At 70.9% G+C, this 23,511-nt stretch carries 19 protein-coding genes, 1 tRNA gene and 1 pseudogene; 11 read left to right on the top strand and 10 right to left on the bottom strand.

Translation table 11 applies throughout. From position 1 onward, the window contains the following. Window positions 1-11: 11 nt before the first annotated feature. Complete coding sequence (gene lnt / locus WMF44_RS00140; RefSeq protein ID WP_437297087.1) at window positions 12-1,787, top strand: apolipoprotein N-acyltransferase; 1,776 nt, start codon at window positions 12-14, stop codon at window positions 1,785-1,787. Here lnt and WMF44_RS00145 read toward each other — a convergent pair. From WMF44_RS00145 to WMF44_RS00165, 5 genes are all read right to left on the bottom strand, one after another. Then, window positions 1,774-2,082 (bottom strand): HU family DNA-binding protein, encoded by a 309-nt coding sequence (locus WMF44_RS00145; RefSeq protein WP_272097071.1) that lies wholly within the window; start codon window positions 2,080-2,082, stop codon window positions 1,774-1,776. The two genes, lnt and WMF44_RS00145, sit on opposite strands and share 14 nt — an antisense overlap. Window positions 2,083-2,146: 64 nt before the next feature. Continuing rightward, on the bottom strand, window positions 2,147-2,755 hold the full coding sequence (gene ybeY / locus WMF44_RS00150; RefSeq protein ID WP_437297088.1) for an rRNA maturation RNase YbeY: 609 nt from the start codon (window positions 2,753-2,755) through the stop codon (window positions 2,147-2,149). 7 nt (window positions 2,756-2,762) lie between these two features. Further along, window positions 2,763-3,413: a fructose-6-phosphate aldolase gene (gene fsa, locus WMF44_RS00155; RefSeq protein ID WP_437297089.1), complete on the bottom strand. Its 651-nt coding sequence runs from the start codon at window positions 3,411-3,413 to the stop codon at window positions 2,763-2,765. Between the two features lie 137 nt (window positions 3,414-3,550). Then, window positions 3,551-6,586, bottom strand: coding sequence for a preprotein translocase subunit SecA (secA, locus tag WMF44_RS00160; protein WP_437297090.1), 3,036 nt, complete (start codon window positions 6,584-6,586; stop codon window positions 3,551-3,553). A gap of 320 nt (window positions 6,587-6,906) precedes the next feature. Further along, window positions 6,907-6,991 (bottom strand) — tRNA-Leu (locus WMF44_RS00165). A 543-nt stretch (window positions 6,992-7,534) separates the two neighbouring features. Between WMF44_RS00165 and WMF44_RS00170 the strand changes: the two genes are divergently transcribed. Further along, a complete protein-coding gene (locus tag WMF44_RS00170) occupies window positions 7,535-8,155 on the top strand; it encodes a response regulator (protein WP_437297091.1) in 621 nt (206 codons plus the stop codon). On the opposite strand, the gene WMF44_RS00175 is transcribed toward WMF44_RS00170, so the two are convergent. Continuing rightward, window positions 8,109-8,876: a Crp/Fnr family transcriptional regulator gene (locus tag WMF44_RS00175; RefSeq protein WP_437297092.1), complete on the bottom strand. Its 768-nt coding sequence runs from the start codon at window positions 8,874-8,876 to the stop codon at window positions 8,109-8,111. The genes WMF44_RS00170 and WMF44_RS00175 overlap by 47 nt on opposite strands. A gap of 344 nt (window positions 8,877-9,220) precedes the next feature. On the opposite strand from WMF44_RS00175, the gene rpoN reads away from it, so the two are divergent. The 3 genes from rpoN (at window position 9,221) to WMF44_RS00190 (ending at window position 12,853) form a co-directional block, all read left to right on the top strand. Continuing rightward, entirely contained in the window at window positions 9,221-10,741 is a 1,521-nt protein-coding gene (gene rpoN, locus WMF44_RS00180) for an RNA polymerase factor sigma-54 (protein ID WP_437297093.1), read from the top strand. A gap of 62 nt (window positions 10,742-10,803) precedes the next feature. Next, on the top strand, window positions 10,804-11,814 hold the full coding sequence (locus WMF44_RS00185; protein WP_437297094.1) for a hypothetical protein: 1,011 nt from the start codon (window positions 10,804-10,806) through the stop codon (window positions 11,812-11,814). A gap of 40 nt (window positions 11,815-11,854) precedes the next feature. Next, window positions 11,855-12,853, top strand: a complete 999-nt coding sequence (locus tag WMF44_RS00190) for a hypothetical protein (RefSeq protein ID WP_437297095.1) — start codon at window positions 11,855-11,857, stop codon at window positions 12,851-12,853. Window positions 12,854-12,911: 58 nt separating this feature from the next. Here WMF44_RS00190 and WMF44_RS00195 read toward each other — a convergent pair whose 3' ends face one another. Together WMF44_RS00195 and pgeF are read right to left on the bottom strand one after the other, a co-directional pair. Then, window positions 12,912-14,174: a bifunctional nucleoside/nucleotide kinase/histidine phosphatase family protein gene (locus tag WMF44_RS00195; protein WP_437297096.1), complete on the bottom strand. Its 1,263-nt coding sequence runs from the start codon at window positions 14,172-14,174 to the stop codon at window positions 12,912-12,914. A gap of 9 nt (window positions 14,175-14,183) precedes the next feature. Next, window positions 14,184-14,996 (bottom strand): peptidoglycan editing factor PgeF, encoded by an 813-nt coding sequence (gene pgeF / locus WMF44_RS00200; protein ID WP_437297097.1) that lies wholly within the window; start codon window positions 14,994-14,996, stop codon window positions 14,184-14,186. Window positions 14,997-15,082: 86 nt separating this feature from the next. On the opposite strand from pgeF, the gene WMF44_RS00205 reads away from it, so the two are divergent. After that, window positions 15,083-16,288, top strand: a complete 1,206-nt coding sequence (locus WMF44_RS00205; protein ID WP_437297098.1) for a serine/threonine-protein kinase — start codon at window positions 15,083-15,085, stop codon at window positions 16,286-16,288. 169 nt (window positions 16,289-16,457) lie between these two features. Here WMF44_RS00205 and WMF44_RS00210 read toward each other — a convergent pair. Continuing rightward, a pseudogene (locus WMF44_RS00210) lies at window positions 16,458-16,583 on the bottom strand (hypothetical protein); the annotation flags it as partial. 143 nt (window positions 16,584-16,726) lie between these two features. On the opposite strand from WMF44_RS00210, the gene WMF44_RS00215 reads away from it, so the two are divergent. The 5 genes from WMF44_RS00215 to WMF44_RS00235 all read left to right on the top strand — a co-directional run bounded on the left by WMF44_RS00215 (window position 16,727) and on the right by WMF44_RS00235 (window position 22,150). Continuing rightward, window positions 16,727-19,273, top strand: coding sequence for a penicillin-binding protein 1A (locus WMF44_RS00215; protein WP_437297099.1), 2,547 nt, complete (start codon window positions 16,727-16,729; stop codon window positions 19,271-19,273). Between the two features lie 192 nt (window positions 19,274-19,465). Then, window positions 19,466-20,137, top strand: coding sequence for a glutathione S-transferase family protein (locus tag WMF44_RS00220; RefSeq protein WP_437297100.1), 672 nt, complete (start codon window positions 19,466-19,468; stop codon window positions 20,135-20,137). Beyond that, complete coding sequence (locus WMF44_RS00225) at window positions 20,134-20,466, top strand: hypothetical protein (RefSeq protein ID WP_437297101.1); 333 nt, start codon at window positions 20,134-20,136, stop codon at window positions 20,464-20,466. The genes WMF44_RS00220 and WMF44_RS00225 overlap by 4 nt, the downstream gene beginning before the upstream one ends. After that, window positions 20,463-20,816, top strand: a complete 354-nt coding sequence (locus tag WMF44_RS00230) for a YciI family protein (RefSeq protein ID WP_437297102.1) — start codon at window positions 20,463-20,465, stop codon at window positions 20,814-20,816. The genes WMF44_RS00225 and WMF44_RS00230 overlap by 4 nt, the downstream gene beginning before the upstream one ends. Before the next feature lie 2 nt (window positions 20,817-20,818). Next, window positions 20,819-22,150 (top strand): RNA polymerase sigma factor, encoded by a 1,332-nt coding sequence (locus WMF44_RS00235; protein WP_437297103.1) that lies wholly within the window; start codon window positions 20,819-20,821, stop codon window positions 22,148-22,150. Window positions 22,151-22,161: 11 nt separating this feature from the next. Here WMF44_RS00235 and WMF44_RS00240 read toward each other — a convergent pair whose 3' ends face one another. Then, complete coding sequence (locus WMF44_RS00240; RefSeq protein ID WP_437297104.1) at window positions 22,162-23,448, bottom strand: alkaline phosphatase PhoX; 1,287 nt, start codon at window positions 23,446-23,448, stop codon at window positions 22,162-22,164. Window positions 23,449-23,511 lie beyond the last annotated feature (63 nt).

A 23,511-nucleotide genomic window follows, 5' to 3' on the forward strand; every position in this document is an offset into this window, starting at 1 on the left:
ACGCACGCATCGTGCCCCAGGCCTCGATCATGCGCGCGCTCCGCGGCCGCGCCCCGCTGTTGCTCGCCCTCGCTGGCGGCGCGACGTTCGCCCTCACGGCGCCGCCGACGGATCTGGTCCCCGCTGTCATCGTTGGGCTCGCTCTGCTGGCGGCCGCCGTCCACGACGCCCCGACGATCTGGCGCGCCTTCGGGCGCGGCGCTGTCTGGGGAACGGCGGCGGGCGTCGTGGGCCTGCGCTTCGTGCCGGAGGTCATCCAGCGGTTCACGCCACTCGGCTCGGCGGCCTCGTACCTCGCGCTGATGCTGCTCGCGGCCGCCCAGTCGCTGGTCTGGGCGATCTGCGGCGGCATCACGAGCGCGCTCATCCGGCGCCTCCGCGCTCCCCTCGAGCTCGCCTTTGCGACCGGCGTGTTCGCCGCCGTGGCCATCCCGACCGTCTTCGGTTGGACTCCTGCGGGTCTCATGAGCCCTTGGCCGGCGCTCGTGCAGCTCGCCGACCTCATCGGCGAGCGGGGCGTCTCCGTGCTGTTCGCCGTCGGGGCGGCCTTGCTCACCCGCGCTGGCCTGGCCGCCTCCGGGAGAGCGCCGGGCGGGCGGCCGCTCGAGCGTGCGCCCGCGCAGCAGCCGCGGTCCACCCGCCTTCGGTCGTCCCGCGCGATCCTCTACCCGGCGCTCTCGAGCGTCGCGCTGTTCGGGCTGCTCGCGGCTCACGGCGCGCTGCGGATGGCCGCGGTGGAGCGCGCCGGCGCCGGCCTGCCGACCGCGCGCGTCGCGCTCGTCAACCAGGCGGTCGGGCCTCACGAGCGCTGGCAGGCGAAGAACCACCCGCGCATCCTGCGAACCCTGCACGAGCTCACCCGGGAGGCCGAGGCCGGCGGCGCAGAGCTCACCCTCTGGCCGGAGGCGGCGTACCCTTACCCTCTCTCCCACAGCGCCCGGCAGGCGCCGCGCGGCGGTCGCGCGATCGTGGGGCCCGGCATCCGTGGCCCGATCCTCGCGGGGCTCATCACCCAGGCGCCGCCCGTGAAGGCCGCCGACGGCGTCGAGGAACGGAACAGCTACAACTCCGCGACCCTCGTGCTCCCCGATGGGAGCATGCAGCCGACGCAGGACAAGCTGCAGCTGCTCTGGTTCGGCGAGACGGTCCCGGGCGGCGCTTACCTGCCCTGGCTGCGGCGCATCTTCCAGAAGAGCGGAGGGCTCGTCCCGGGCGCGGAGCCGCGCGCCCTCACGTTGCCCCGAGAGCACGGGCCGGCGCTCCGGATCGGGGTGCTCAACTGTTACGAGGACACGCTCACCGGGGTGGGGCGGCGGATCACCGGGGCGCTCGCCCCGAACCTCCTCGTCAACATCACGAACGACGCCTGGTTCACCGGGAGCGCCGAGCCCGAGCTGCATGCGAGGCTCGCGGTCATGCGCGCCATCGAGCTGCGCCGTGATCTCGTGCGGGCCGTGAACCTCGGCGTCGTGTCATGGATCGACGCCCGGGGCGTGGTGCGCAGCCGCGATGAGAGCGCTGCGCCGGGGGTGACCTTCGCGACCCCCTCGGTCAGGGACACGCCGCTGACGCTCTACACCCGTCTGGGCGACGCCCCGATGGCGTTGCTGCTCGCCTTCGCGAGCGTCGCTTGCGCGCTCCGGGCGCGACGCTCCACAGCGAAGGCCCCGCGGCAAGCCCGGGGCGTCGGCTCGGGGGCGCGGCCGCCTGCGGGGCCCCCGGAGCTCGCGCCGCCCGATGCGGCGACGCAAGCTGCGGCCACGGACGCGCCGCTCAGCCGTCCTTGAGCGCCTTGACGGGCGCCGCGCGGAGCTTGCGGCTCGCCGGCTTGCCCTTGATGGTCATCGGCTGCTTCGTGAACGGATTGACGCCTTCCCGGTCCTGCGTGGCCGGGATCTCCTTCGCCTTGATCTTCACGAGGCCCGGAACCGTGACCTCGCCCGGCCCCTCCGGACCGAGCTCTTTCTTCACCAGCTCGCCGAGCGCATCGAGCACGCTGGCCACGGACTTCTTGTCGAGGTGGGTGGCCTCGGCAAGACCGACGATCATCTGCGCCTTGGTCAGCTTGTTCGAACCGGGCATGTCTCCTCCAAGTCGAAAGGGGGCGTCCGTTTAACAAGCGAGGTTTCGCATCGCAAGCGATAACTCATCGCGCCCCCGTCTTCTTTTGCCTCGCGGTGCTGCGACGCGGATCGATTACAGTGATGCTGTTGCTTCGTGACGCCGCCGCGACCTCGAGCTCCCGGGTCAAATCCGTCATTTCCCGTTCTTCTGCGTCGGTCTTGTGGTCGTAGCCGAGCAGGTGGAGCAGGCCGTGCCCGAGCAGCATCGTGATCTCGTCGAGCAGCGGGCGATCGCGCTCGGCGGCCTGCCGCGCGGCCGTGTCGATCGAGACGATCACGTCGCCGAGGAGACCGCGCCACACCGACGGATCCACGGGACCTCGCCGGCCGCGCCTGCGCGCGTCGGCCCCGTTCTGGTCCAGCATCGGGAAGGCGAGGACGTCGGTCGGCTTGTCCTTGCGCCGGTAGCTGCGGTTGAGCTCGTGGATGGCCTCATCGTTCACCAGGGCGACGGAGAGCTCCACGCCCTGCAACGCGAGGTGGGAGAGCATCTTGCCCGCCCGCCGGCGCACGACCGCCGTCGACACCCCCTTGAAGGGCCCTCCCTGCGTCGTGACGGACACGACCGCGGGGGCCGCCGGGCGGCTCCCGCGGCGCTTCGTCCCCGGGCTCTCTTTGCGCTTCTCGGCCACGGGATCGCTATACCAGCTCGGGGATCTTCTTCGCATCTGCCAAGAACTGCGCGAGCCCGACGTCGGTGAGCGGGTGCCTGGTCAGCTGCTTGATGACCTTGAGCGGCATCGTCGCGGCGTGCGAGCCGATCATGGCGGCCTGCACGAAGTGGACGGGGTGCCGTACGCTCGCGGTGAGCACCTGCGTCGAGAACCCGTAGTTCCTGAAGATGGTCACGACCTGCAGGACGAGATCCATCCCGTCCCCCGCGGCGTCGTCGACGCGCCCGACGAACGGCGACACGTACGTGGCCCCCGCCTTGGCCGCGAGCAGCGCCTGGGCGGCCGAGAAGCAGAGGGTCACGTTCGTCTTGATGCCCTCGGAAGCGAAGATCCGCGCGGCCTTGAGCCCCTCGTCGATGAGCGGCACCTTGACCACCACGTTCCGGTGAATCTTCGCGAGCTCGCGACCCTCGCGGAGGATCGCGTCCTTCTCCACCGCCACCACCTCGGCCGAGACGGGGCCGTCGACCACCTCGCAGATCTCGGCGATCGCCCGCTTCGTCGGCTTGCCGGCCTTGGCGAGGAGCGACGGGTTGGTCGTGACGCCGTCGATGACCCCCATCGACTGCGCTTCCTTGATTTCCGCGATATCCCCTGAATCGATGAACACCTTCATGATGCTGCCTCCGGGAACCGATGGATCGGCCCTTCGGCGGTGTTCATGCTGGGGTCAGATGCCGAGGAGCAAGGGCCTGACAGGGGCCCTCGCTGCCTCGTTCTGGCTGTCAGGCGGGGCGGGCAGGGGGCGCCGGCTCAGGCCGTCGCCTCGTCCTCGCCGCCATGGCACTTGTTGAAGGGCTTGCCGCTGCCGCAGGGGCACTCCTGCTCCTGCATGACGGCAGGCTGCGGGAGCGCGGGGGCCGGGTTCGCGCCGAGCGGGAGGGACTCGTCGTGCTGCGCGACCGCGTCGAGCAGCGCCGCGGCGTGCCGCTCGCGATCCGCAGCCTCGATCTGCGCCTCTTCCTGCTCGGCGCGCCTGACGTTCACGCTGAAGAGCTTCGTGACCACGTTCGAGGAGACGCGGGCCACCATGTTGACGAACATGTTGTAGCCCTCCTTCTTGTACTCCTGCTTCGGGTCCTTTTGCCCGTAGCCGCGCAGGCCGATGCCGTCGCGGAGGTGGTCCATGTCGGTCAGGTGGTCGACCCAGGCCTTGTCGAGCTCCTCCAGGTAGAGGTGGCGGAAGATGCGCAGCGACAGCTCGACGCCGATCTCCTCCTCGCGCTTCTCGTACGCCTTCTCGGCGCGCTCGTAGAGCTCCCGCGCCAGCGTCTCCTGGTCGCCGATGTGCGCGATGTCGTCCGGCAGCTCGACGCCGAAGTGCTCGCGGAAGCCCTGGAAGATGCCGCCCCAGTCCCAGTCCTCCGGCGGCTTGCGGGCCGGGCACGACTCCTCGACCATCGCGCCGATGATCCGGTCCATCAGATCGAGCAGCCGCTCGCGCTGCTCGGTGAGCGCGAGGGGCATGAGCTCGGAGCACTCGTCGTAGATCTCGAGGGCCTTGTCGGCACGCGTCTCGAGCTCGATCTTCACGCCCCAGCGCGTGTAGATCTCGCGCTGCATGTTCTCGAGCTCGACGAACCGCTCCGTCTTCTCGAAGTCCTTTCGCACGATCTCGCGCCGGTTGCCGTCCGCGTCGAGCGGCATCACCGGGTCGTTCGCGAACATGCCGAGCAGGTAGCCGACGTCCGGACGGACGAGCTCCGCGATGGACGCGAGCGGCTTGATCGTCCGCTTCTCGCCCGTCGGCTTCCCCTCCTCGTCGAGGATCTCGGGGGAGTAACGGCCGACGAGCAGCGACTGGCGCATGTCGTAGATCGTCTTGCGCTGCGCGCTCATCACGTCGTCGTACTCGAGCAGGTTCTTGCGGATGTCGAAGTTGCGCTCCTCGACCTTCTTCTGGGCGTTCTCGACGCTCTTCGTCACCCACGGGTGCTCGATGGGCTCGTCGTCGGGCATGCCCATCCGCTCCATCAGGTTCTTCACCCGATCCCCGGCGAAGATGCGCATGAGGTCGTCCTCGAGGGACAGGTAGAACTTCGACGTCCCGGGGTCGCCCTGGCGGCCGGCGCGGCCGCGCAGCTGGTTGTCGATGCGGCGCGACTCGTGCCGCTCGGTGCCCAGGATGTACAGCCCGCCGATCTCGCGCACCTCGTCGCCCTCGGCGGAGCACTCCTTCTTGAGCTCGTCGACCAGGGCCTCGTACGCCTCGGGCTCCGCCTCGGGCTGGCGGTTCTGCTCCTTGAACTTGAGCTTGGCGAGCATCTCCGCGTTGCCGCCCAGGATGATGTCCGTCCCGCGACCCGCCATGTTCGTCGAGACCGTGATGGCCCCTTTGCGGCCCGCCTGCGCGACCACGTAGGCCTCGTTCTCGTGGTGCTTCGCGTTCAGCACGTTGTGCTTCACGCCCCGCTTCGCCAGGATCCGGCTGATCGCGGTGCTCTTCTCGACGCTCGTCGTGCCCACCAGGATCGGCTGGCCGAGCTCGTGCTTCTCGAGGATCTCGTTGATGACCGCGGTGAACTTCTCCTTCTCGGTCTTGTAGACGAGATCCTCGTAATCGACGCGGACCACCGGCTTGTTCGTGGGGATGATGACGCAGTCGAGCTTGTACGTGCTGTGGAACTCCGCCGCTTCCGTGTCCGCGGTGCCGGTCATCCCGGAGAGCTTCTTGTAGAGCCGGAAGAGGTTCTGGAAGGTGATCGTCGCCATCGTCCGGCTCTCCTCCTGGATCCGGACGTTCTCCTTCGCCTCGACGGCCTGATGCAGGCCGTCCGACCACCGGCGCCCCGCGAGGACGCGGCCGGTGAACTCATCGATGATGAGCACCTTGCCGTCGCGCACCATGTAGTTGACGTCGCGCTTGTAGAGCGTGTGCGCGCGCAAGCACTGGTTCAGGATGTGCAGCGTCTCGAGGTTCACCGGATCATAGAGGTTCGTGCCCTTGAGCACCTGGAGCGAGGCGAGCAGCCGCTCCGCCGTCTCCACGCCCTCGTCGGTCAGCGTCACCGAGTGCCCCTTCTCGTCGACGGCGTAATGCTCCTCGTTCCGGAGCTGGGGGATCACCTCGTTGATCGTGCGGTACTTGTCGCTCGAGCGCTCCCCCTGCCCGCTGATGATGAGCGGAGTCCGCGCCTCGTCGATGAGGATGGAATCGACCTCGTCGACGATCGCGTAGTGCAGCGGGCGCTGCGCGTACTCGAGCGCCGAGAACTTCATGTTGTCGCGCAGGTAGTCGAAGCCGAACTCGTTGTTCTGGCCGTACGTGATGTCGCAGCGGTACGCGTCGCGCTTCTCGGCGTCGCCCTGCTGGTTGACGACCACGCCCGTCGACAGGCCGAGGAAGCCGTACAGCTTGCCCATCCACTCGGCGTCGCGCCGCGCCAGGTAATCGTTCACCGTGACGACGTGGACGCCCTTGCCCTCGAGGGCGTTCAGATAGCAGGGGAGCGTCGCGACCAGGGTCTTGCCCTCGCCGGTGCGCATCTCGGCGATGCAGCCGTTGTGGAGCACCATGCCGCCGATGAGCTGCACGTCGTAATGGCGCATCTTGAGCGCGCGCTTCGACGCCTCGCGGCAGACCGCGAACGCCGGGACCAGGATGTCGTCCAGCGTCGCCCCGTTGGCGAGCTTCTCCTTGAACTCCGCCGTCTTTGCTCGGAGCTGGGCGTCCGAGAGCTTCTGCAGCTCCGGCTCCATCCTGCCGATCGCCTCGACCCGGGGTCGCATGCGGCGGATGGCACGCTCGTGCGAGGTGCCGAAAATCTTCTTCATCGCCCAAGTGAACATCTTTACGTGCCTTGGCTCCGCGGCGGTCAGGTGGGAGGAGAGGGTCCGGCCGAGGAACGCGAACGTAGTCGCGCCGCGGGCGTCGCGCAATTCCAGGACCGCGCGCGCGGTCGACGACGCCGCCGACGCGATCCGCCCGAGGCTCTGCAGCCCGGGGCCCGTCGCGCGTTCGTCGTCGGAGCCGCGCGCGGGCGAACGCTCGTTCCCGCGCCGCGCGCCCAGCGGACCACGACCGTCCCGGGCCACCGGGGGAGGCGCCCCGGGGCGGCGCGTCACGCCGCGAGGTGGTCGAGTCCTCCCAGTCTCCAGGCGTCAAGCCGTGGTGCACGAGGGGGGACTCGAACCCCCAAGCCTCCCGGCGCCGGAACCTAAAACCGGTGCGTATACCAATTCCGCCACTCGTGCGCGCGGACGCTTGTGGCACCCTACGCCAGCCTCATCAAGCGGGAAAATCAGTTTGCTGCGTTGCGCCGAACGCGTCAGGGCGGGGCAGCGCGAGCGGCCCGGACATGTGGCCCGCGGTACGTCGGACCTGGAGCAACCGGCGGATCGGCGGACCGCACCGCCTTGGCGGGGCCGCAAACCTGGGCTGGCCCGTGCGCACGAACCGCCCACCGACGGCCAGCGACGCGGTGGGTAAGCCGACAGGGTGGGGGGGCGCTCTTCGTCGGGGCGGAGAGGCGCCGCGGAGGGAGCGCGAAATGGGCACAGCGGCGGCCCCGGGGTCGGCGAGGCAGCCTCACCGGCAGCGACGCTCGCACGAGCGCGTTGCCGCCGAGAACAGGGGAAACGAGGCCCAGGCGGCGGCGGCGCCTCGCCTTCGGCACGTGCGTTGCGAAGGGGGGACCGTCCGCGGACGCGGATGCTGCCGCTGAACGACGGAGGGGCGCGCTCGTCGCCGTCCTCGTCGATGCGGCGCAATTCGACTGCAAGCCGCAGGGATACCCGATGACGTACCAACCGAACGTTCTCCTCCTCGATCAGGACCATGTCCTCCGGAGGGCCACGGCGCTCCTCCTCTGCAACCGCGGCGCGCTCGTCAGCCCGGCCGCGACCCTGGAGGAAGCGATCTCCCTCTCCCGCGAGCGCGTCTACGACGTCGCGCTGATCGATCTCGCCCCCGGAACGAAAGGCGCCCGGGAGATCCTGGGCCGCCTGCGGCGCGAGGGCACGATGCCCCGGCGGGTCATCTTCTGCGCCGACGAGCCGGTCTCGTGCGACGGCACGGACGACGTCAGCGAGGTCCTGCTCAAGCCGTACGCCTTCGGTCGGCTGCTCAGCACGATCTTCGTCGACGTCAGCCCCCGGCCCTCCACGCAGTCCGGGATCTTTCCTCGCCTCCGTCTGGTCCAGGGCGAACACGCCGACCTGGAAGGGAGCCGTCCGAGCGCGCGTGGCGCTGCGGCGGGCGTGGAAGGCGTGGGAGGCCACCCCGCCGAGCGGCGCACCTTCATCGAGCCGAACGGCGCCGCGGTGTACAGGCTCCAGCGCAGGCCGCGCAGCGGCCCCTCCGGGCGGACGCTCAGGCCGTCGCGGCGAGCGCCTCGAGGTGCTCGCCATCCCGGATGACGATCCGCCGCCGGTCGAACGCGATCAGGCCGGCGCGCTTCAGCTTGCCGAGCAGCAGGGTGACCGTCTCGCGGGTGGACCCGATCAGCAGCGCGATGTCCGCGTGCGTGAACGGGGCCGACACCAGCTGGCCGGCGGCGTGGGGCTGCCCCCATCGCCGCGCAGCGGCGCGGAGGAACTCGATCAGGCGCGCTTCGACCGTGCAGAGGAGCAGGGAGCCGAGGCGCGCCTCGGTCTCGAGCTGGCGCGCCACGAGCGCCGCCGCGAGCGCGCCGCGGAGCGCTGCGTCGGAGGCGAGCTGCCGCTCGAGACCGGCGAGCGGCACCACGAGCGCGTGCCCCTCGTCGAGCACCGTCGCGCTCTCGGAGGAGACCGTCGCGCCCGCGAGCGCGCCCTCGCCGACGAGGTCGCCAGGCCCGCGGTGCCCGAGCGGAACCACCCGACCGTCGGCGACACGCTCGACCTTCACGCGACCCGCCCCGATCAGGAACAGGTGCCTCGGCGGCGCACCCTGCTGGCAAACGCACTGCCTGCGCGTGAGCCGCTCGACCCTGCCGAGCTCGAACAGCAGACGCCGGCTCGGTGAGGGCAGCGAGGCGAGGGGCGAGCGAGACAGGATCCGCTCCTTCTCGGCATCCTGCGAAGCCCCGCCGCGCACGCCCTCCGCCTCCATCCCGTGTCCGTGCCCGCGCGTAGGTCCGCGCACCTTCGGCTTTCCCATCGCGCCTTCGCCCAACCTTTCGGGATTTCAAGCCTCCCGATCGGCGGCCGATAGTGCAACGATCGGCAGATGGGGGCCAATCCGAACTGGCTACGGGCAGCGCTCCGCGCGGGGCGAAAAATCTTCCGCGGCGAAGACTGAAACCATGTTCAGCGGTGTAGGATGCAAGCCCTGCGCTATTTTTTTGGTGCAGACGTGAAAGCAAGACCCGGGCCGCTGCCCCGTTCGATGCTACGTTGGGGGTGAGGCCACCAATGAGACACTCGATGGCACGAACCTCGCGCAATGCCCCGGCCCCCGTTCGGCGGGTGGCGCTGGCGGCGAACTGAGAGAAGGAGCTCCTCATGGGCATGGAGATGAAGCTCCAGTTCAAGCTGTCGCAGCAGCTTGTGATGACCCCGCAGCTGGTGCAGGCCATCCGGCTGCTCCAGCTCTCACGGCTCGAGCTGGTCGACGAGATCAGGAAGGAGCTGGACGGCAACCCTGTCCTCGCGGACGACATGACCGACCCGAAGGCGCGGGACGGCGACAAGGGGGATCAGCGGGGGAGGAACGCTGACCTGCCGACGGAGCAGCGGCTCGAGAACGGCGAGCGGTTCGACCGAGACACCGACATCGCGGCGCGCGAGACGGAGAAGCGGGTCAAGGAAGTGGACTGGGAGCAGTTCCTGGAGAACAGGCAGCTCCAGCAGGCCATGCCCGCGCACCGGGGCGGCTTCGAGGAGCTGCCGCCGATCGACCAGAACCTGACCAAGCCGTCGAACCTGCGCGACCACCTGCTCTGGCAGCTCCAGATGAGCGATTTCGTCGAGAACGAGCGGCAGTTCGCGCTGCTCGTCATCGGCAACCTCGACGAGAAGGGGTACCTCGACCTCAAGGGGGGCGAACGTCCGGACGGCACGAAGGGGCCCGACATCAGCCTCGTGGACCTGGCGCGGGAGGCGGAGCTCCACCCCGAGGACGCCGAGGAGGTGCTGTCGATGATCCAGCGCTTCGATCCGGTCGGGGTCGCGGCCCGCGACCTGTCGGAGTGCCTGCGGGTGCAGGCGGAGGTGCTCGGCTTCGACGACATCGAGATGGCCATCATCAAGGACCACCTCCACAACGTGGAGCGGCGCAACTTCCCCGCGATCGCGAAGGCGCTGAAGATCCCGCTGGAGGACGTCTACGACGCGGTCCAGGAGATCCAGAAGCTGGAGAGCGTGCCGGCGCGCAACTTCGCCGAGGTCGACGAGAAGACCATCGCCATCACCCCGGACGTGTACGTCATCAAGGACGGCACCCAGTTCGTCGTCACCGACAACGACAAGGGGCTCCAGCGGCTCTACATCAACGAGAACCTCGCCCAGCGGATGCTCAGGGACCCGAAGGCGAAGGAGTTCATCAGCGAGAAGCTCCGGAGCGCGCAGTGGCTGATCCGGGCCATCGAGCAGCGGCGGCGCACGATCATCAAGGTGACCGAGTGCATCGTCGAGAAGCAGCGCGAGTTCCTGGAGCGCGGCGTGGGCTACCTGAAGCCGATGATCCTCAGGGACGTCGCCGAGTCGGTGGGCATGCACGAGTCGACCATCTCCCGCGTGACGTCGAACAAGTACGTGCACACGCCCCAGGGGCTCTTCGAGCTGAAGTACTTCTTCAACTCATCCATCCACCGGGTCGCCGACGAAGACATCGCCTCGGAGAGCGTCAAGCAGGCGATCAAGAAGATCATCGTGGCCGAGGACAAGTCGAATCCCTACAGCGACCAGGCGATCGTCAAGATCCTCGAGGAGACGGACGGCATCAAGATCGCCCGCCGCACCGTGGCCAAGTACCGCGAGATGCTCGGCATCCTGAGCTCGTCGAAGCGCAAGAAGATGTTCTGAGCCGCGGCGGCCGGCCGCGGTCGCCCGCCCCTCCGCCACGCCGATCCTCACGGCCCCGAGCCATGCCCGCCGAACCGATCACGGCCGCCCAGATCTTCGAGCGCTTCTTCGCGCCGCACTACCCGCCCGACGCGCTCGCCGACCTGGCAGGCGTGCGCTCCACGGACGCGAACCCGGCTGGAAACCCGTCGATCCTGGCCCAGATCGACCACGCGGCCGAGGTGTTCGCCCGCCTCGCGCCCGCGGCGCTCGGCGCGCCCGATCTCGGGCTCGACTTCTCCGATGCGTCGGTCCACCGGCTGGGCGCGGCGCTGACGCGCGAGCGACGCGACGCCTGGCTCGCGCCGGCAGGCGGCCCTTCCGATGCGCGCGGCCCTTCCGATACGCGTGGATCGAGCGGCGCGCCGGCGGCCAGCGCGGGCGGCGAGCCCCCCATGCTCGTCACCCTCGTGACGCACGGGGCGCTCTACGTCGGGGCGTGCGTCGTCAAGAATCACGGCGGAACATGGCAGGTCCGGAGGCCGCTGTGGGAGTCGCTGGTCCGGCTCGAGTCGAGCGCAGGGACGGGCGATCTCGCGATCTTCCAGTGGTGGCTCAAGGCGCTCAGCGACGAGGAGATCGGCCGCGGCAGGCTCGTGGATCGCTACCGCACCCACGTGGAGGTGCCGACGTTCGACGCGGAGCGGCTGCCGATCCTCGCCGCGGGCGACCGGCGGATCCCGAAGCTCGCGAAGGTCCGTTACGACACGCTCTACAAGCACCTCCGCGCGCACCTGCCGGAGCTCCGGTCCGTGGGCGACGATTTCCCGTCCCCGGAGCGCTTCGAGGAGCTGGGCTTCAAGAGCATGGAGTTCGCGCTGCTCGGCGGCGGGCGGATGCTCCTCATGCACGGGGCGACAGCGGACGGGGTGCACCTGCTCTGGCTCGACGCGAGCGGCTTCGTGAAGTCGCTTTACTACCCGGCGGACAGCTTCCCCGCCCACGTGGTCCAGATCGAGGGCCAGAAGATCCGGGTGATCGTGCCCGTGCGCGGCGAGAGCCAGGTGCACGAGATGCTCTGGTGGGGGGCGTAGCCGGCTCGCGCACCGAGCGCGCCGGCGGTAGGCTCGCCCCGTGCTCTCGCCCGACGTCCGCTTCGAGGGGTTCACCGCGACCGACTGGGTCCGCGTGCTGTCGTTGTTCCGGCCCAGGCGCACGGGCATCGAGGAGCGCGAGGTCGGCCGTCCGCGCGGAGGCGTCGTCGCGGTCCACGCGGGCGGCAAGCTGAGGAAGCTCGTGCACACGGACGCGGGCCGGCTCCGGATCGACGACGCGCAGCGCGCCCTCCCGCTCTCCGCGGAGGAGCTCGCCGCGGGCCACCACGCGAGCTGGGCCGCCGTGATCGAGGCCGGCGTCCTCGAGGCCATCGTGGAGCGGTTCGGGGCGCGGGCGCGGCGCGGCGACGATCTCATCGGCCAGTCGCTCCTGCTGCTGCAGCTCGCGCGCGAGGAGCTCCTCGCGGGGAGGATCGATCTCTGGCCGGCGAGGCTGCGCGGCGTGCCGATGCCCTCGGCGGGCGTCGTGCGCGGCACGCTGGAGTCGCTCGCCGGGGTCGGCAAGACGGTGGTGATCGGCCTGTTCGAAGGCGGGGAGCTCTGGACGAGCGTCGCGCTCCGCCGCGACGCCCGCGGGATCAACCTGATCCTCGGGCCGGACGAGGTGCGGGAGGACATGGGGCTGCTCGCGGGCGACTGGCGCCGCGATTACCGGCACCTCTCGCGCGCCATCGAGGAGCGGGCAGGGGAGCTGTCGCTCGGCTGCTTCGCGGAGGCGGAGACCATCCGGCAGCTCGAGGTCGATCCGAGCCCGGGCGCCTGGGCCAGGGCGGTGGCGGTGCGCGACGTGATCCTCGCGCCGGTGCCGGCGGCCCTCGCCATCCCGCTCGGGATCGACGCGGGGCGCGCGGCGCTCAGCGCGCTCCGCGCGCTCGTGGAGCGGATCGACCCGATGGGGATCGTGGCGCCGGCGGTGCGGGCGGTGCTCGAGCGGGCCGGGACCGACAGCGACATGGCCGCGATGCTGCCGTTCCACCCGCTGGAGCTCCTCCGCAAGCTGATCAGCCGGGATCGCTGAGCCGGCGCGGCCCCGCCGCAGCGCGGCCGGCGTCCCGAGCGCGGCCGCGCTGCCTGGCTCAGGGGTGCGCGGTGCTCGAGTCGCCGCCCTGGACGGCGGGCGCGAGCTGGAAGCGGCGCTCCTCGCAGGCATACGCGGTCGGGGTCAGCTCGATGACGGTGTGCAGCGGGATCGGCAGCGTCGGACACGAGGGCGCGGGGCGATCGACGAGGTAGGCGTAGAGCGCGCGCAGCACCGCCTGGTGGCCGATCACGAGCACGGGCGAGCGCTGGCGCTCGAGCTGGATGATCAGCGGGTCGAGGCGCTGGATGACGTCCTCGTACGACTCGCCGCGCGGGTAGCGGTAGCGGAACTTGTCGGCCGCGCGCGCGTTGAAGACCTCGGGCATCTGCTGGCGGATCTCCTCGTACGTCATGCCCTCGCAGACGCCCGCGTCGATCTCGTCGAGGGCGCGCCAGGCGACGTGGTTCTGCGTCATCGGGCGCGCGGTCTGGATGGTGCGGCGCAGCGTGCTCGTCCAGACGTTGACGTGCTCGTCGCCGGCGCGCTCGCGGATGAACGCGGAGAGGTTCTTCGCGTACTCGTCGCCGCGCGCGCTGAGATCCGAGTCGCCGCCGAGCAGCCCCTTCTCGTTGAACACGCTCTCCCCGTGGCGGGTCAGCCAGATCGGGTGCGGCGTGAGGTGCATGTTCATCAAGAGCGGGACGAGGCGCGCCGGCAGGTAGCCGTGGATGCGGTTCAGCACGACCTGGCGGCCGACGTCGATGATCTTGATGTAGCTCCGCTCCGGCTCGCCGAGCGGCTCGTACGCGCGGGCGTAGTGCGCGATGCGCGCGCGGAAGTCGCGCAGCGCCGCCTCCGGGTCGACGCCCTGGTAGTCCGGCGAGCGGAGCTTCGTCTCGCGGACGTTGGTCTCGATGATCGACTCGTCGTTGCAGATCGACTCGATGAAGACGACCGGGAAGCCGTGCGCCTGGCAGCGCTCGGTGACGAGGTTCCGGCGAGCGCGCGTGCTGTTCGTGGCGTCGTAGATCGCCACCTCGCCGCCGGAGCTGAGCCAGCCGATGAGGTCGTCGAGGGCGGTCATCGCCATGCCGAGGAGCGCCTGGCGTCCCGCGGTGTTGTTGGGGTCGAAGAACTGGTGCGGCTGCGCGGTGCCGAGGTGCGCGCGGCGGTAGTTGCCCACGTTGAAGAGCCGCGTGGGGTGGCCGAGCCACGACAGGTACCGCGCGATCTTGCGGGCGATGGACGTCTTCCCGCGGGCGGGCAGGCCCACCATGGCGAGCACGATCGGCGAGGAGTCGCGCGCGAGCGAGACCATGGGAGCGTTCTAGCCGATGACGGTACGGCCGGCGACGATGACGGAGAGCAGGCGGCCGCTGCGCTGTCCGTCGCGCCGGTACGAGAAGAAGCGGGCGGGGTCACACGCGGTGCAGCCAGGGACGTCCTCGACCGAGGTTGCGTCCAGGCCGACCTCGGTGAGCTGGGCCTTGAGGATGCGCCGGACGTCGACGTGCGGGCGCGCGCCGGGCGCCCCGCGGACGACGGCGGCGGCGCCGGCGCTGGAGCACGCGGCGAGATCGGCGGCGACGTCGTCGCCGACCTCGAAGCAGCAGGCCTCGATGTGCGGGCCGATGGCCGCGACGAGATCCGCGTCCGGGCCGGCGAGCGAGCGGAGCGCGCGGGCCGCCTCGACAACGACCCGGCGGACGGTCCCACGCCAGCCGCTGTGGACCGCGGCGACGGCGCCGGTCCGGCGATCGGCGAGGAGGATCGGGGCGCAGTCGGCGCTGCGGACACCGCAGCCGACGCCGGGTACACGCGAGAGGGTGACGTCCCCGACCTCGCGGACGACGGCGTCGCGATCCTCCTCACCGGTGAGGACCCGGGCCTCGACGCCGTGGACCTGGCTGAGGAAATAGAGCCGCGCGGCCGGGATGCCGAGGCGCCGCGCGGCGCGCTCCAGGTTCTCCCGGACGGCGGCGGGGTCGTCGCCGAGGGCGATGGCGAAGCTCAGGGTGTCCCACGGGGGGGCGCTGACGCCGCCGCGCCGCGTGAAGAAGGCGTGCGCGAAGCCGGCGGCGGCGAGGAGCGGGCTCTCGAGCGCCTCGGCGGCCCCGGGGTCGTCGATTTTTACGGTCATTTTGGCTCCACGGCGGGATCCGATGCGTCGGCTGCTTCGGTCATAGACGATACGGGTGGGTTGCGTGGTATTTTCCGGCTCCACGCATGGCTGCCGGTCCGGACCCGAATATCGGTCGAGATCTGCTCGGAGGGCAGTTCCAGATCCTTCAGAAGATCGGCTCCGGCGGCATGGGGTCGGTCTACAAGGCCGCGCAGCCGGCGATGAACCGGATGGTGGCGGTGAAGATCCTCCACCCCAAGCTCGCGAACCGGAAGGATCTCGTCTCCCGCTTCCGCCGTGAGGCGCGGGCGATGAGCCACCTCACGCACCCGAACACGGTCAAGGTGCTGCTCTACGGCGAGCTCGAGGACGGCTCGCTGTACATCGTGATGGAGTACCTGGAGGGCAAGAACCTGAACCAGGTGGTCCGCAAGGAAGGGCCGCTGCCCGTCGAGCGCGCGATCCCTGTCCTCATCCAGGTCTGCGGCGCGCTGCAGGAGGCGCACATCCAGGGGATCGTGCACCGCGATCTCAAGCCCGAGAACATCTTCCTGTCGACCAACGGCGGGCTGAAGGACTACCCGAAGGTGCTCGACTTCGGCCTCGCGAAGGTGACGGAGCGCGAGCTCAGGCCGGGGTCGGTGATGCTCACGCAGGAGGGCATGGTCTTCGGGACGCCGGAGTTCATGTCGCCCGAGCAAGCGCAGGGCAAGGTGCTCGACGCGCGGAGCGACATCTACTCGCTCGCGACGATCCTGTACGAGGTGCTCACGGGCAAGCTGCCGTTCGAGGCGCGGACGCCCATGGAGTACATCCAGCACCACGTGACGAGGAACCCGATCCCGCTCGACGAGCGCGTCCCCGGGAAGCAGTTTCCGCCGGGGCTCGGCGCGGTGCTCGGCAAGGCGCTCGAGAAGCGGCCCGAGGATCGGTTCGAGTCGGCCGCGGAGTTCGCGGACGCGCTCAAGCCGTTCGCGGGCGGCGCGGGCAAGGGCTACACGGCGATGATGCCGAAGAAGGCGAACGCGGCGCTCGAGCAAGCGTCGAAACAGCACGCCGCCGCGCTCCAGGCGAACAAGGCGCCCGCGTCGTCCGCGTTCAAGTCGCCGGCGAAGACGGTGAAGATGGTCCAGCAGCCGCCGGCGCCGTCCGCGAAGCCAGCGCCCGCGCCGGCGCCCCTCGCCAAGCAGCACACCAAGGCGCCGGTCAAGGCGGAGGCGAAGCCGCTGCTCCTCGTCGGCATCGCGGCGGGCTGCCTGATCGCGGGCATCCTGATCACCATCGTGGCCATGCGGCTGTTCCAGGGCTGATCCTCCGCGAGCGCGCCCCGGATCGAGGCGGGCCTCCGCGGGCGTGCTAGCGTCGGCGCGCCGGCGCGCCGGGCGCTCTGGATGCGCATCGCCTGCGCCAGCGTTCACGGGGACGGCGTCATGGCCTCGGAGCAATCACGGAACCCAGGGGGAAACGAGAACGATCCGGTCAGGAAGACCGATGCGCCGGATCGGGCGTCGGAGCCGCTGCGGCAGGCGTCGGATCCGCTGCGTCAGGCATCGGACCCGTTGCGCCGAGCGTCGGATCCGTTGCGTCAGGCATCGGATCCGTTGCGTCAGGCGTCGGACCCGCTGCGTCAGGCGTCGGAGCCGCCGGCGCGGCGGTCGGGGCCGCCGGGGCGAGGGAGCGAGCCGCCGGAGCGGATCAGCGGAGCAACGCGGCCGGCGAGCGCGCCGCACCTCGAGGGCGCGCAGCGCTTGCCCAGCCGACCGGACGGGGCGCCCCCGCAGGAGAGAGGCCCCTCGATCGCGACGTGGGCGAAGCGCATCGGGATCGCGCTCGCGGCGCTGCTCGTCCTCGCCGCCGCCACGATCGCGCTCGTCATCCGGCACTACGAGGCAGATCTCCCCTCGACCCACGAGCTCAAGGACTACCGGCCCCCGCAGGTGACGCGCATCCTCGCGCGCGACGGGACGCGCCTCGGCGAGGTCTTCACCGAGCGGCGCACCGTTGTGCGCATCGGCGAGATCCCGAGCCAGGTGAAGCTGGCCGCGCTCGCCGCCGAGGACGCGGGCTTCTACGAGCACGCAGGGCTGAACTACCTCGGCATGCTCCGCGCCCTCGCGGTGAACCTCCGCTCGACCCGGGCCCGACAGGGCGCGAGCACCATCACGCAGCAGGTCGTGAAGAACGTCCTGCTCACGCCGGATCGGACCTTCAACCGCAAGGCGCGCGAGATCATCCTCGCCCGCAAGATCGAGCAGGAGCTCACCAAGGACGAGATCCTGGAGCTCTACCTCAACAAGATCTACTTCGGCCACGGCCGCTACGGGGTCGAGGAGGCGAGCCGCTACTACTTCGGGAAGAGCGTGCGCGACGTGACGCTCGCCGAGGCCGCGCTGCTCGTCGCCATCGTGAAGGGGCCGTCGGTGTACTCGCCGCGAGTGAACCTCGAGCGCGCCGTGGCGCGGCGGGACTTCGTGCTCGATCAGATGCAGCGCAAGGCCTTCGCGGACGAGATCCAGGTGGCGCAAGCGAAGCAGGAGCCGGTCGTGCTCGCCATCGAGACCGAGTCGCTCGCCGAGCTCGCGCCCGAGGTGGTCGCCGAGGCGCAGCGCCTGTTGCGTGAGCTCGTCGGGCCCGCCGCGCAGCAAGGCGGCTACACCATCACGACAACGATCGATCCGGCGATGCAGGCGGCGGCGCGCGCGTCCGTCCGCAAGAACCTCGACGCCTACGCGAAGCGGCACAAGCTGCTCGGCCCGCTCGCGCGGAGCAAGAAGGAGCCGCCGGCCTTCGACGGGACGCCCTCCGGCCACAAGGTCTTCCGGGGGGTCGTGACGGGCGCCGACGACGCCCGAGGGACGCTCTCGGTGCGCGTGGGCACGCTGGAAGGCACGGTCACGCTCCGCGGCGCGCAGCGGTACAACCCGAGCGGGCTCCCGCCGAGCAAGTTCGCCGACGTCGACAAGGTGGTGCGCGTCAGCCTGATCGGCCCCGCGCCGGAGCCGGTCGTCGAAGCGGCCGCCGCAGGCCAGGAAGAGGACGAGGACGCCGCCGGAGAGGCAGGGCGCGCCGCGCCCGCGGGCAAGCCGGGGAAGCCCGCGGCCCCGGTGCCGCTGCGGCTCGAGCTCGGACCCGAGGGGGCGCTCGTCGCGATCGACGTGCGGACGCGCGAGATCGTCGCCCTCGTCGGCAGCTACGAGGCGATGCGCGGCGGGCTCGACCGGGCGACGTTCGCGCGGCGGCAGCCAGGGTCGACGTTCAAGGCGTTCGTCTACGGCTACGGCATCCACGCGCGCACGCTGACGCCGGCGACGATCCTCGACACCGATCCGCTGGCCTTCGCCGGGTACAAGCCGCAGAACTACGACGAGAGCGAGGGGAAGTCGCCGGCGCGGCTCCGGGAGGCGGCGGCGCACAGCGTGAACGTGGCCGCGGTGTCGGCGCTGTCGCGCGTCGGCGCCTCGAACGTGGTCGCCTTCGCCGGCGCGCTCGGCGTCCAGTCGAAGCTCGGCGCAGATCTGTCGCTCGCCCTCGGCGCCTACGAGGTCACGCCGCGCGAGATGGCCGCCGCGTACGCGAGCATCGCCGCGGGCGGCGTCCACGAGCAGCCTGTCCTGATCACGAAGATCGTCGGCCCCGGCGGGGTGGAGATCCCGCTGCCGCCACGCCCTCCGGGGCACCGCGTGATGGAGGAGGCGGAGGCCTACGTGCTCACGAGCGTGCTGACGTCGGTCGTGCAGAGCGGGACCGCCAGGCAGGCGCGCTCTCTGGGGCGCCCGATCGCCGGCAAGACGGGGACGACGAACCAGTCGAAGGACACCTGGTTCGTGGGCTACTCGACCGACATCGCGTGCGCCGTGTGGACCGGCTACGACGACGCGGCGCCGCTCGGCAGCGGCGAGACGGGCGCGATGGCGGCGCTGCCGGCGTTCGTGGATTTCATGAAGCAGGCGCACGCGAAGCGCCCGGCCGCCGATTTCCCGGTGCCGAGCGGCGTCGTGCGCGTGAAGATCGATCCGCTGACGGGCCTGCTCGCGCGCGAGGGGCAGGAAGACGCCATCGAGGAGGTGTTCGTCGCCGGGACGGAGCCGACCGAGGAGGCGCAGGTCCCCGAGGCGGACGCGGGCGCGGAGCCGGCGGACGGCGTGGCGAAAGCCGAGCAGCAGGGCACCCGGCCGGCGCCAGGCGAGGGGCCGCGGCCGGTGGAGCCAGGCGCCGCGCCAGCGCCGGTCGAGTCGGAGCACGCGCCGGAGCCGGGCCCGCTGCCGGCCTTCGAGACGGCGCCGCCGCCGTTCTGAGCGGCGCACAAGATCGGAGGGCTCGGAGGGGCGTCAGGAGCGACGGTGATGCCCCCAGGTCGAGGGCGGCCACACCGCCGGACGAGGAAAGCGCGACCGCGGCATTTTTCCTGTCCGGAATGCGGAGCGCTCGACGTCTCGCTCCAGGAAGCGGCGGGCGGGGGCTCGCCAGCCTCCGAAAGGAGCCGATTCATGAAACTTTACGTCGTCCCGGGATCGCCCAACTGTCGCAAGGTCCAGGCCGTCGTCCACGAGCTGTCGGTGCCCGTCGAGACGATCCTCGTCGACTTCGCCACAGGCGCGCACAAGAGCCAGGATTACCTCGCGATCAACCCGAACGGCCTGGTTCCGAGCCTCGTGGACGGAGATCTGCGTCTCTGGGAGTCCAACGCGATCATGCAGTATCTTGCGGATGCTGATGGCGCGACGTCGCTGTTTCCCCGCGACCCCAGGCGGCGCATCGATGTGGTTCGCTGGCAGTGCTGGGAGCTCTCGCACTTCGGGCGCGCCCTCGGAGCGGTGCTCTTCGAGCGGTTGTTCAAGCCGCTCATGGGGGGGCAGCCCGACGAGGTGGTCGCCGAGCGCGCTCTCGAGCAGCTCCAGCCGTACGCGGCGCTGCTGGAGGCGCACCTGAAGGCGCGCGCATTCGTGGCCGGTGACGCGGTGACGCTCGCCGATTTCTCGCTCGGGTGCCAGCTGCCCCTGGCCGCCCTCGGCCGCGTCGACCTGGCGCCGTTCCCGAACCTCCGCGCGTGGCTCGCCCGGCTCGACGAGCGGGAAGCGTGGCGCGCGACGGCGATGCCGGCTGCGATGGCGCAGGCGCTCGAGCAGGCGGCGCATCGCTCGGAGCGCGGAGGAGCGTGACGACAAGGACGGGCGGAGCCGAGCTCTTCTCGCGGCTCTCCGAGCGGTGGGTCCTCGAGCCGAGCGTCGCGCGCAGCACGATGATGGGCTTCCCGTGCCTGCGCGTGGAAGGCCGGTTCTTCGCGTCGATCGACCGCGACGGGAGGCACCTCGTCGTCAAGCTCCCGGCGGCGCGTGTCGCTGCGGCGATCGCCGCCGGTGAGGGGGCGGTGTTCGCGCCGAACGGGAGGATCTTTCGTGAGTGGCTCGCGGTGCCGCTCGAGCACGCCGCGCGGTGGGAGTCGTATCTGCAGGCGTCGTACGCGTTCGCGCGAGGAGATACCGGATGATCTATGCCTTGCTGATCCACAGCGCGCGCCCCGAGGGCGATCCGCTCCCCGCGGCGGACGAGCGCGCGGTGCTGGACCGTCACCGCGCCCTCCAGCAAGAGGCGACCGCGCGCGCCGAGCTGCTCGCCGTGGCGAGGCTCGACGGGCGAGACAAGGCGCGCACGGTGCGCGTGCAGGGGGCGACCGCGACGATCACCGACGGGCCCTACATGGAGACCAAGGAGTGGCTCGTCGGCTTTTACCTGATCGAGTGCGCCGATGAGACCATCGCCGCGGCCCGGGCGCAGCAGATCTGCCCGGCGGATGGATCCGTGGAGATCAGGCCTGTCACCTGGCAGCGCACGCCGTAGTCATGGAGGGGCTCGCCCCGCTGCTCCGCCGCGCGTATGCGCCCGTGCTCGCGCGGCTGCTGCGCCACACGCGGGATCTGCACGCGGCGGAGGACGCGGTGCAGGAGGCCGTCGCCAGGGCCCTCGCGACGTGGCCAGAGCGGGGCGTGCCCGACGCGCCGGAGGCGTGGCTCGTGCGCGTCGCCACGAACATCCACAGAGACGGCTTGCGGCGGCGGTGCGGAGAGCAGCGGCACGCGACCGCGCTCGCGGCGCTCGCGGCGCGATGTCCCTGGTCCGAGGCGCTGCTCTCGGCGCCGGACGCCGCGCGGTGGCCGGATGATGTCCTGCGCCTCGTCGTCACCTGCTGCGATCCCGTGCTCGGCCTCGAGGAGCGGGCGGCGCTGGCGCTGTCGACGGTCGCGGCGCTCTCCACGGACGAGATCGCGCATGCGTTTCTGGTGAGCGCGCAGGCCATGGAGCGCCGGCTGACCCGGGCGCGCGAGAGGCTCCGGGAGCGGCGCAAGCGCTACGAAGTTCCGCGGCTCGACGAGGCGCCGGAGCGGCTTCACGCCGTGCTCGCGGTGATCCACCTCGTCTTCAACGCGGGATACTGGTCCCGTGGCGACGAGGCGCCGATACGCCGTGGCCTCACCCGGCTATCGATGCACCTGGCCCGGGCGCTCGACGCAACGCTGCCACGGGTACCCGAGGTGCAGGGCCTGCTGTCTCTGCTGCTCCTGCACGCGGCGCGCATGCCGGCCCGCACCGACGAGGAAGGGCAGCCCCGGAGCCTCGAGCAGCAGGACCGATCGAAGTGGGACAGCGCCGCGATCGACGAGGCCTGCGCGTTGCTGCGGGAGGCGCTCGAGCGGGGGCGCCCCGGCCCCTACCAGATCGAGGCCGCGATCGCGGCGGTCCACTGCTCGGCCCCGCGCGCCGAGGACACCGATTGGCTCCAGATAGCGATCCTCTACGAGTCGCTCGAGCAGCACCGCCCGGGCCCGATCGTGCGCGTGAACCGTGCCTTCGCGGTCGCCCGGGCGCTGGGCGCGGCGGAAGGGCTGAAGCTGATCGCGACGGCCATCGATCACCCGGCGCTGGCGCGTTACCCCTATGCACACCTCGTCCAGGGCGTCCTGCTCGAGGAGACGGGGAGGGTGGATCAAGCGCTGGCGGCCCTCGAGCGAGCCCGCGATTGCGCGGCCAACGCCCGAGAGCGCGCGCAGATCGAGCAGCGCATCGACGCGCTCCGGCCGCGGGCCCTGTGCGCGACCGCGCCAGCCCCTGATACGACGCGCGCGGCCATGGCCGCGCGCGGAGATCGCGCAGCGCGGATCCCCGAGTCGGAATGAACGAGCGCGCCTCACTCGCGAAGGGCGCCCACCTCGGGGAACGGGCCCATGACCGCCAGCGTGAGGCCGTCCTCCTGCAGGTTCACGAAGAGCGCCTTGCCGTCGGGCGAGAAGCACACGCCGGAGAGCTCGCTCATGCTCCGCGCGTTGCGCGCGAAATCGAAGATCTGCCCGTCCAGCGTCACGCCTCGAAGGTGGTTCTCTCGATAGCCATCCTCCGCCATGAAGAGCTCTCCCCAGGGGGCGATGGTGATGTTGTCGGGAGCGTCCAGCTCGTTCCTGGCCGTCGATTGCGCGATGACCTCGAGCGTGCCGCCGTCTCCGTCGGGGACCAGCTGGAAGATCTGCCCGGCCCCGGCCGGGCCGCCGCTCGTCGCGCAGATGTACACGACGCCTTGCGACAGGCAGACGCCCTCCCCGCGCCTGAAGATGGCGGCCCCCTTGGCCCGGCCCTCCCTCCTGACCGTGTCGTCGCGCGGATCGGGCTCGTCGATGTCCACCCACGCGATCTCGCGCGGCGCCTCGAGCTCCCAGCCCGAGGTCTCGGCGTTGGGCGCCCCGACGACGCGGAGCGCCTGGAGCTTGCCCTCGAACGGAGCCGCGGGGTCCGCCGGCTTGAAGCGGTAGAAGCAGCCGTCCGGGCGATCCTCGGTCAGGTAAGCGATCCTCGTCGTGGGATCGACGACCGCCGCCTCGTGATGGAAGCGGCCATAGCAGGCCAGGCGGCGCGGGGCCTCCACCCTGGACGCGGTGGCCGCGCAGACGAAGACGTAGCCGTGGCGAGCGTCGACATTCTCCTCGCAGCTGAGCCAGCCCCAAGGGCTCGAGCCGCCCGCGCAGTTCCTGTTCGTGCCCGCGAGCACGAGGTTGCTCGAGCGGCGCTCGAACGTCGCAGCGTCCAGCACGAGCCTCGTGACGCAGCCCATGCTGGCCGCGTCGTACGCCTCCGCCGGCGCGCCCTGGCCGGATCGATACGGGCCAATTCCCTTGTCCGTGGGCGAGTTCTCATGATTCCTGAGCAGGACGACGGCGCCGTCGGCCCCAGGAAAACACCCCATGCCGTCCGGCCGGCCGGGAACTCGGTACCCGTCGTCCATCTCGCCTCCGGTGCGCTCGAGGACCCGGTACGTGAAGCCCTCAGGGAGGTCGAGGATGCCCGCGGGATCGGGCACGAGCGGCCCGAACCGGCCGGCCGCCTGCGTCCTCCGCGAGAAGATCAGCGAGAACGGTAGGGTCAGCGTCGCGGCTGCTGCTCCACCGACGCGCAGGAATGAACGCCTCGGGATGCGTCGTCGCATGGAGATGATCTACGTCGGAACACCGTCACGCGAAAGGCACGGAAGGCAATTGCCACATGGGCG

It is taken from the genome of Sorangium sp. So ce426, from assembly GCF_051475585.1.
Classification (GTDB): Bacteria; Myxococcota_A; Polyangia; order Polyangiales; family Polyangiaceae; genus Sorangium; species Sorangium cellulosum_B.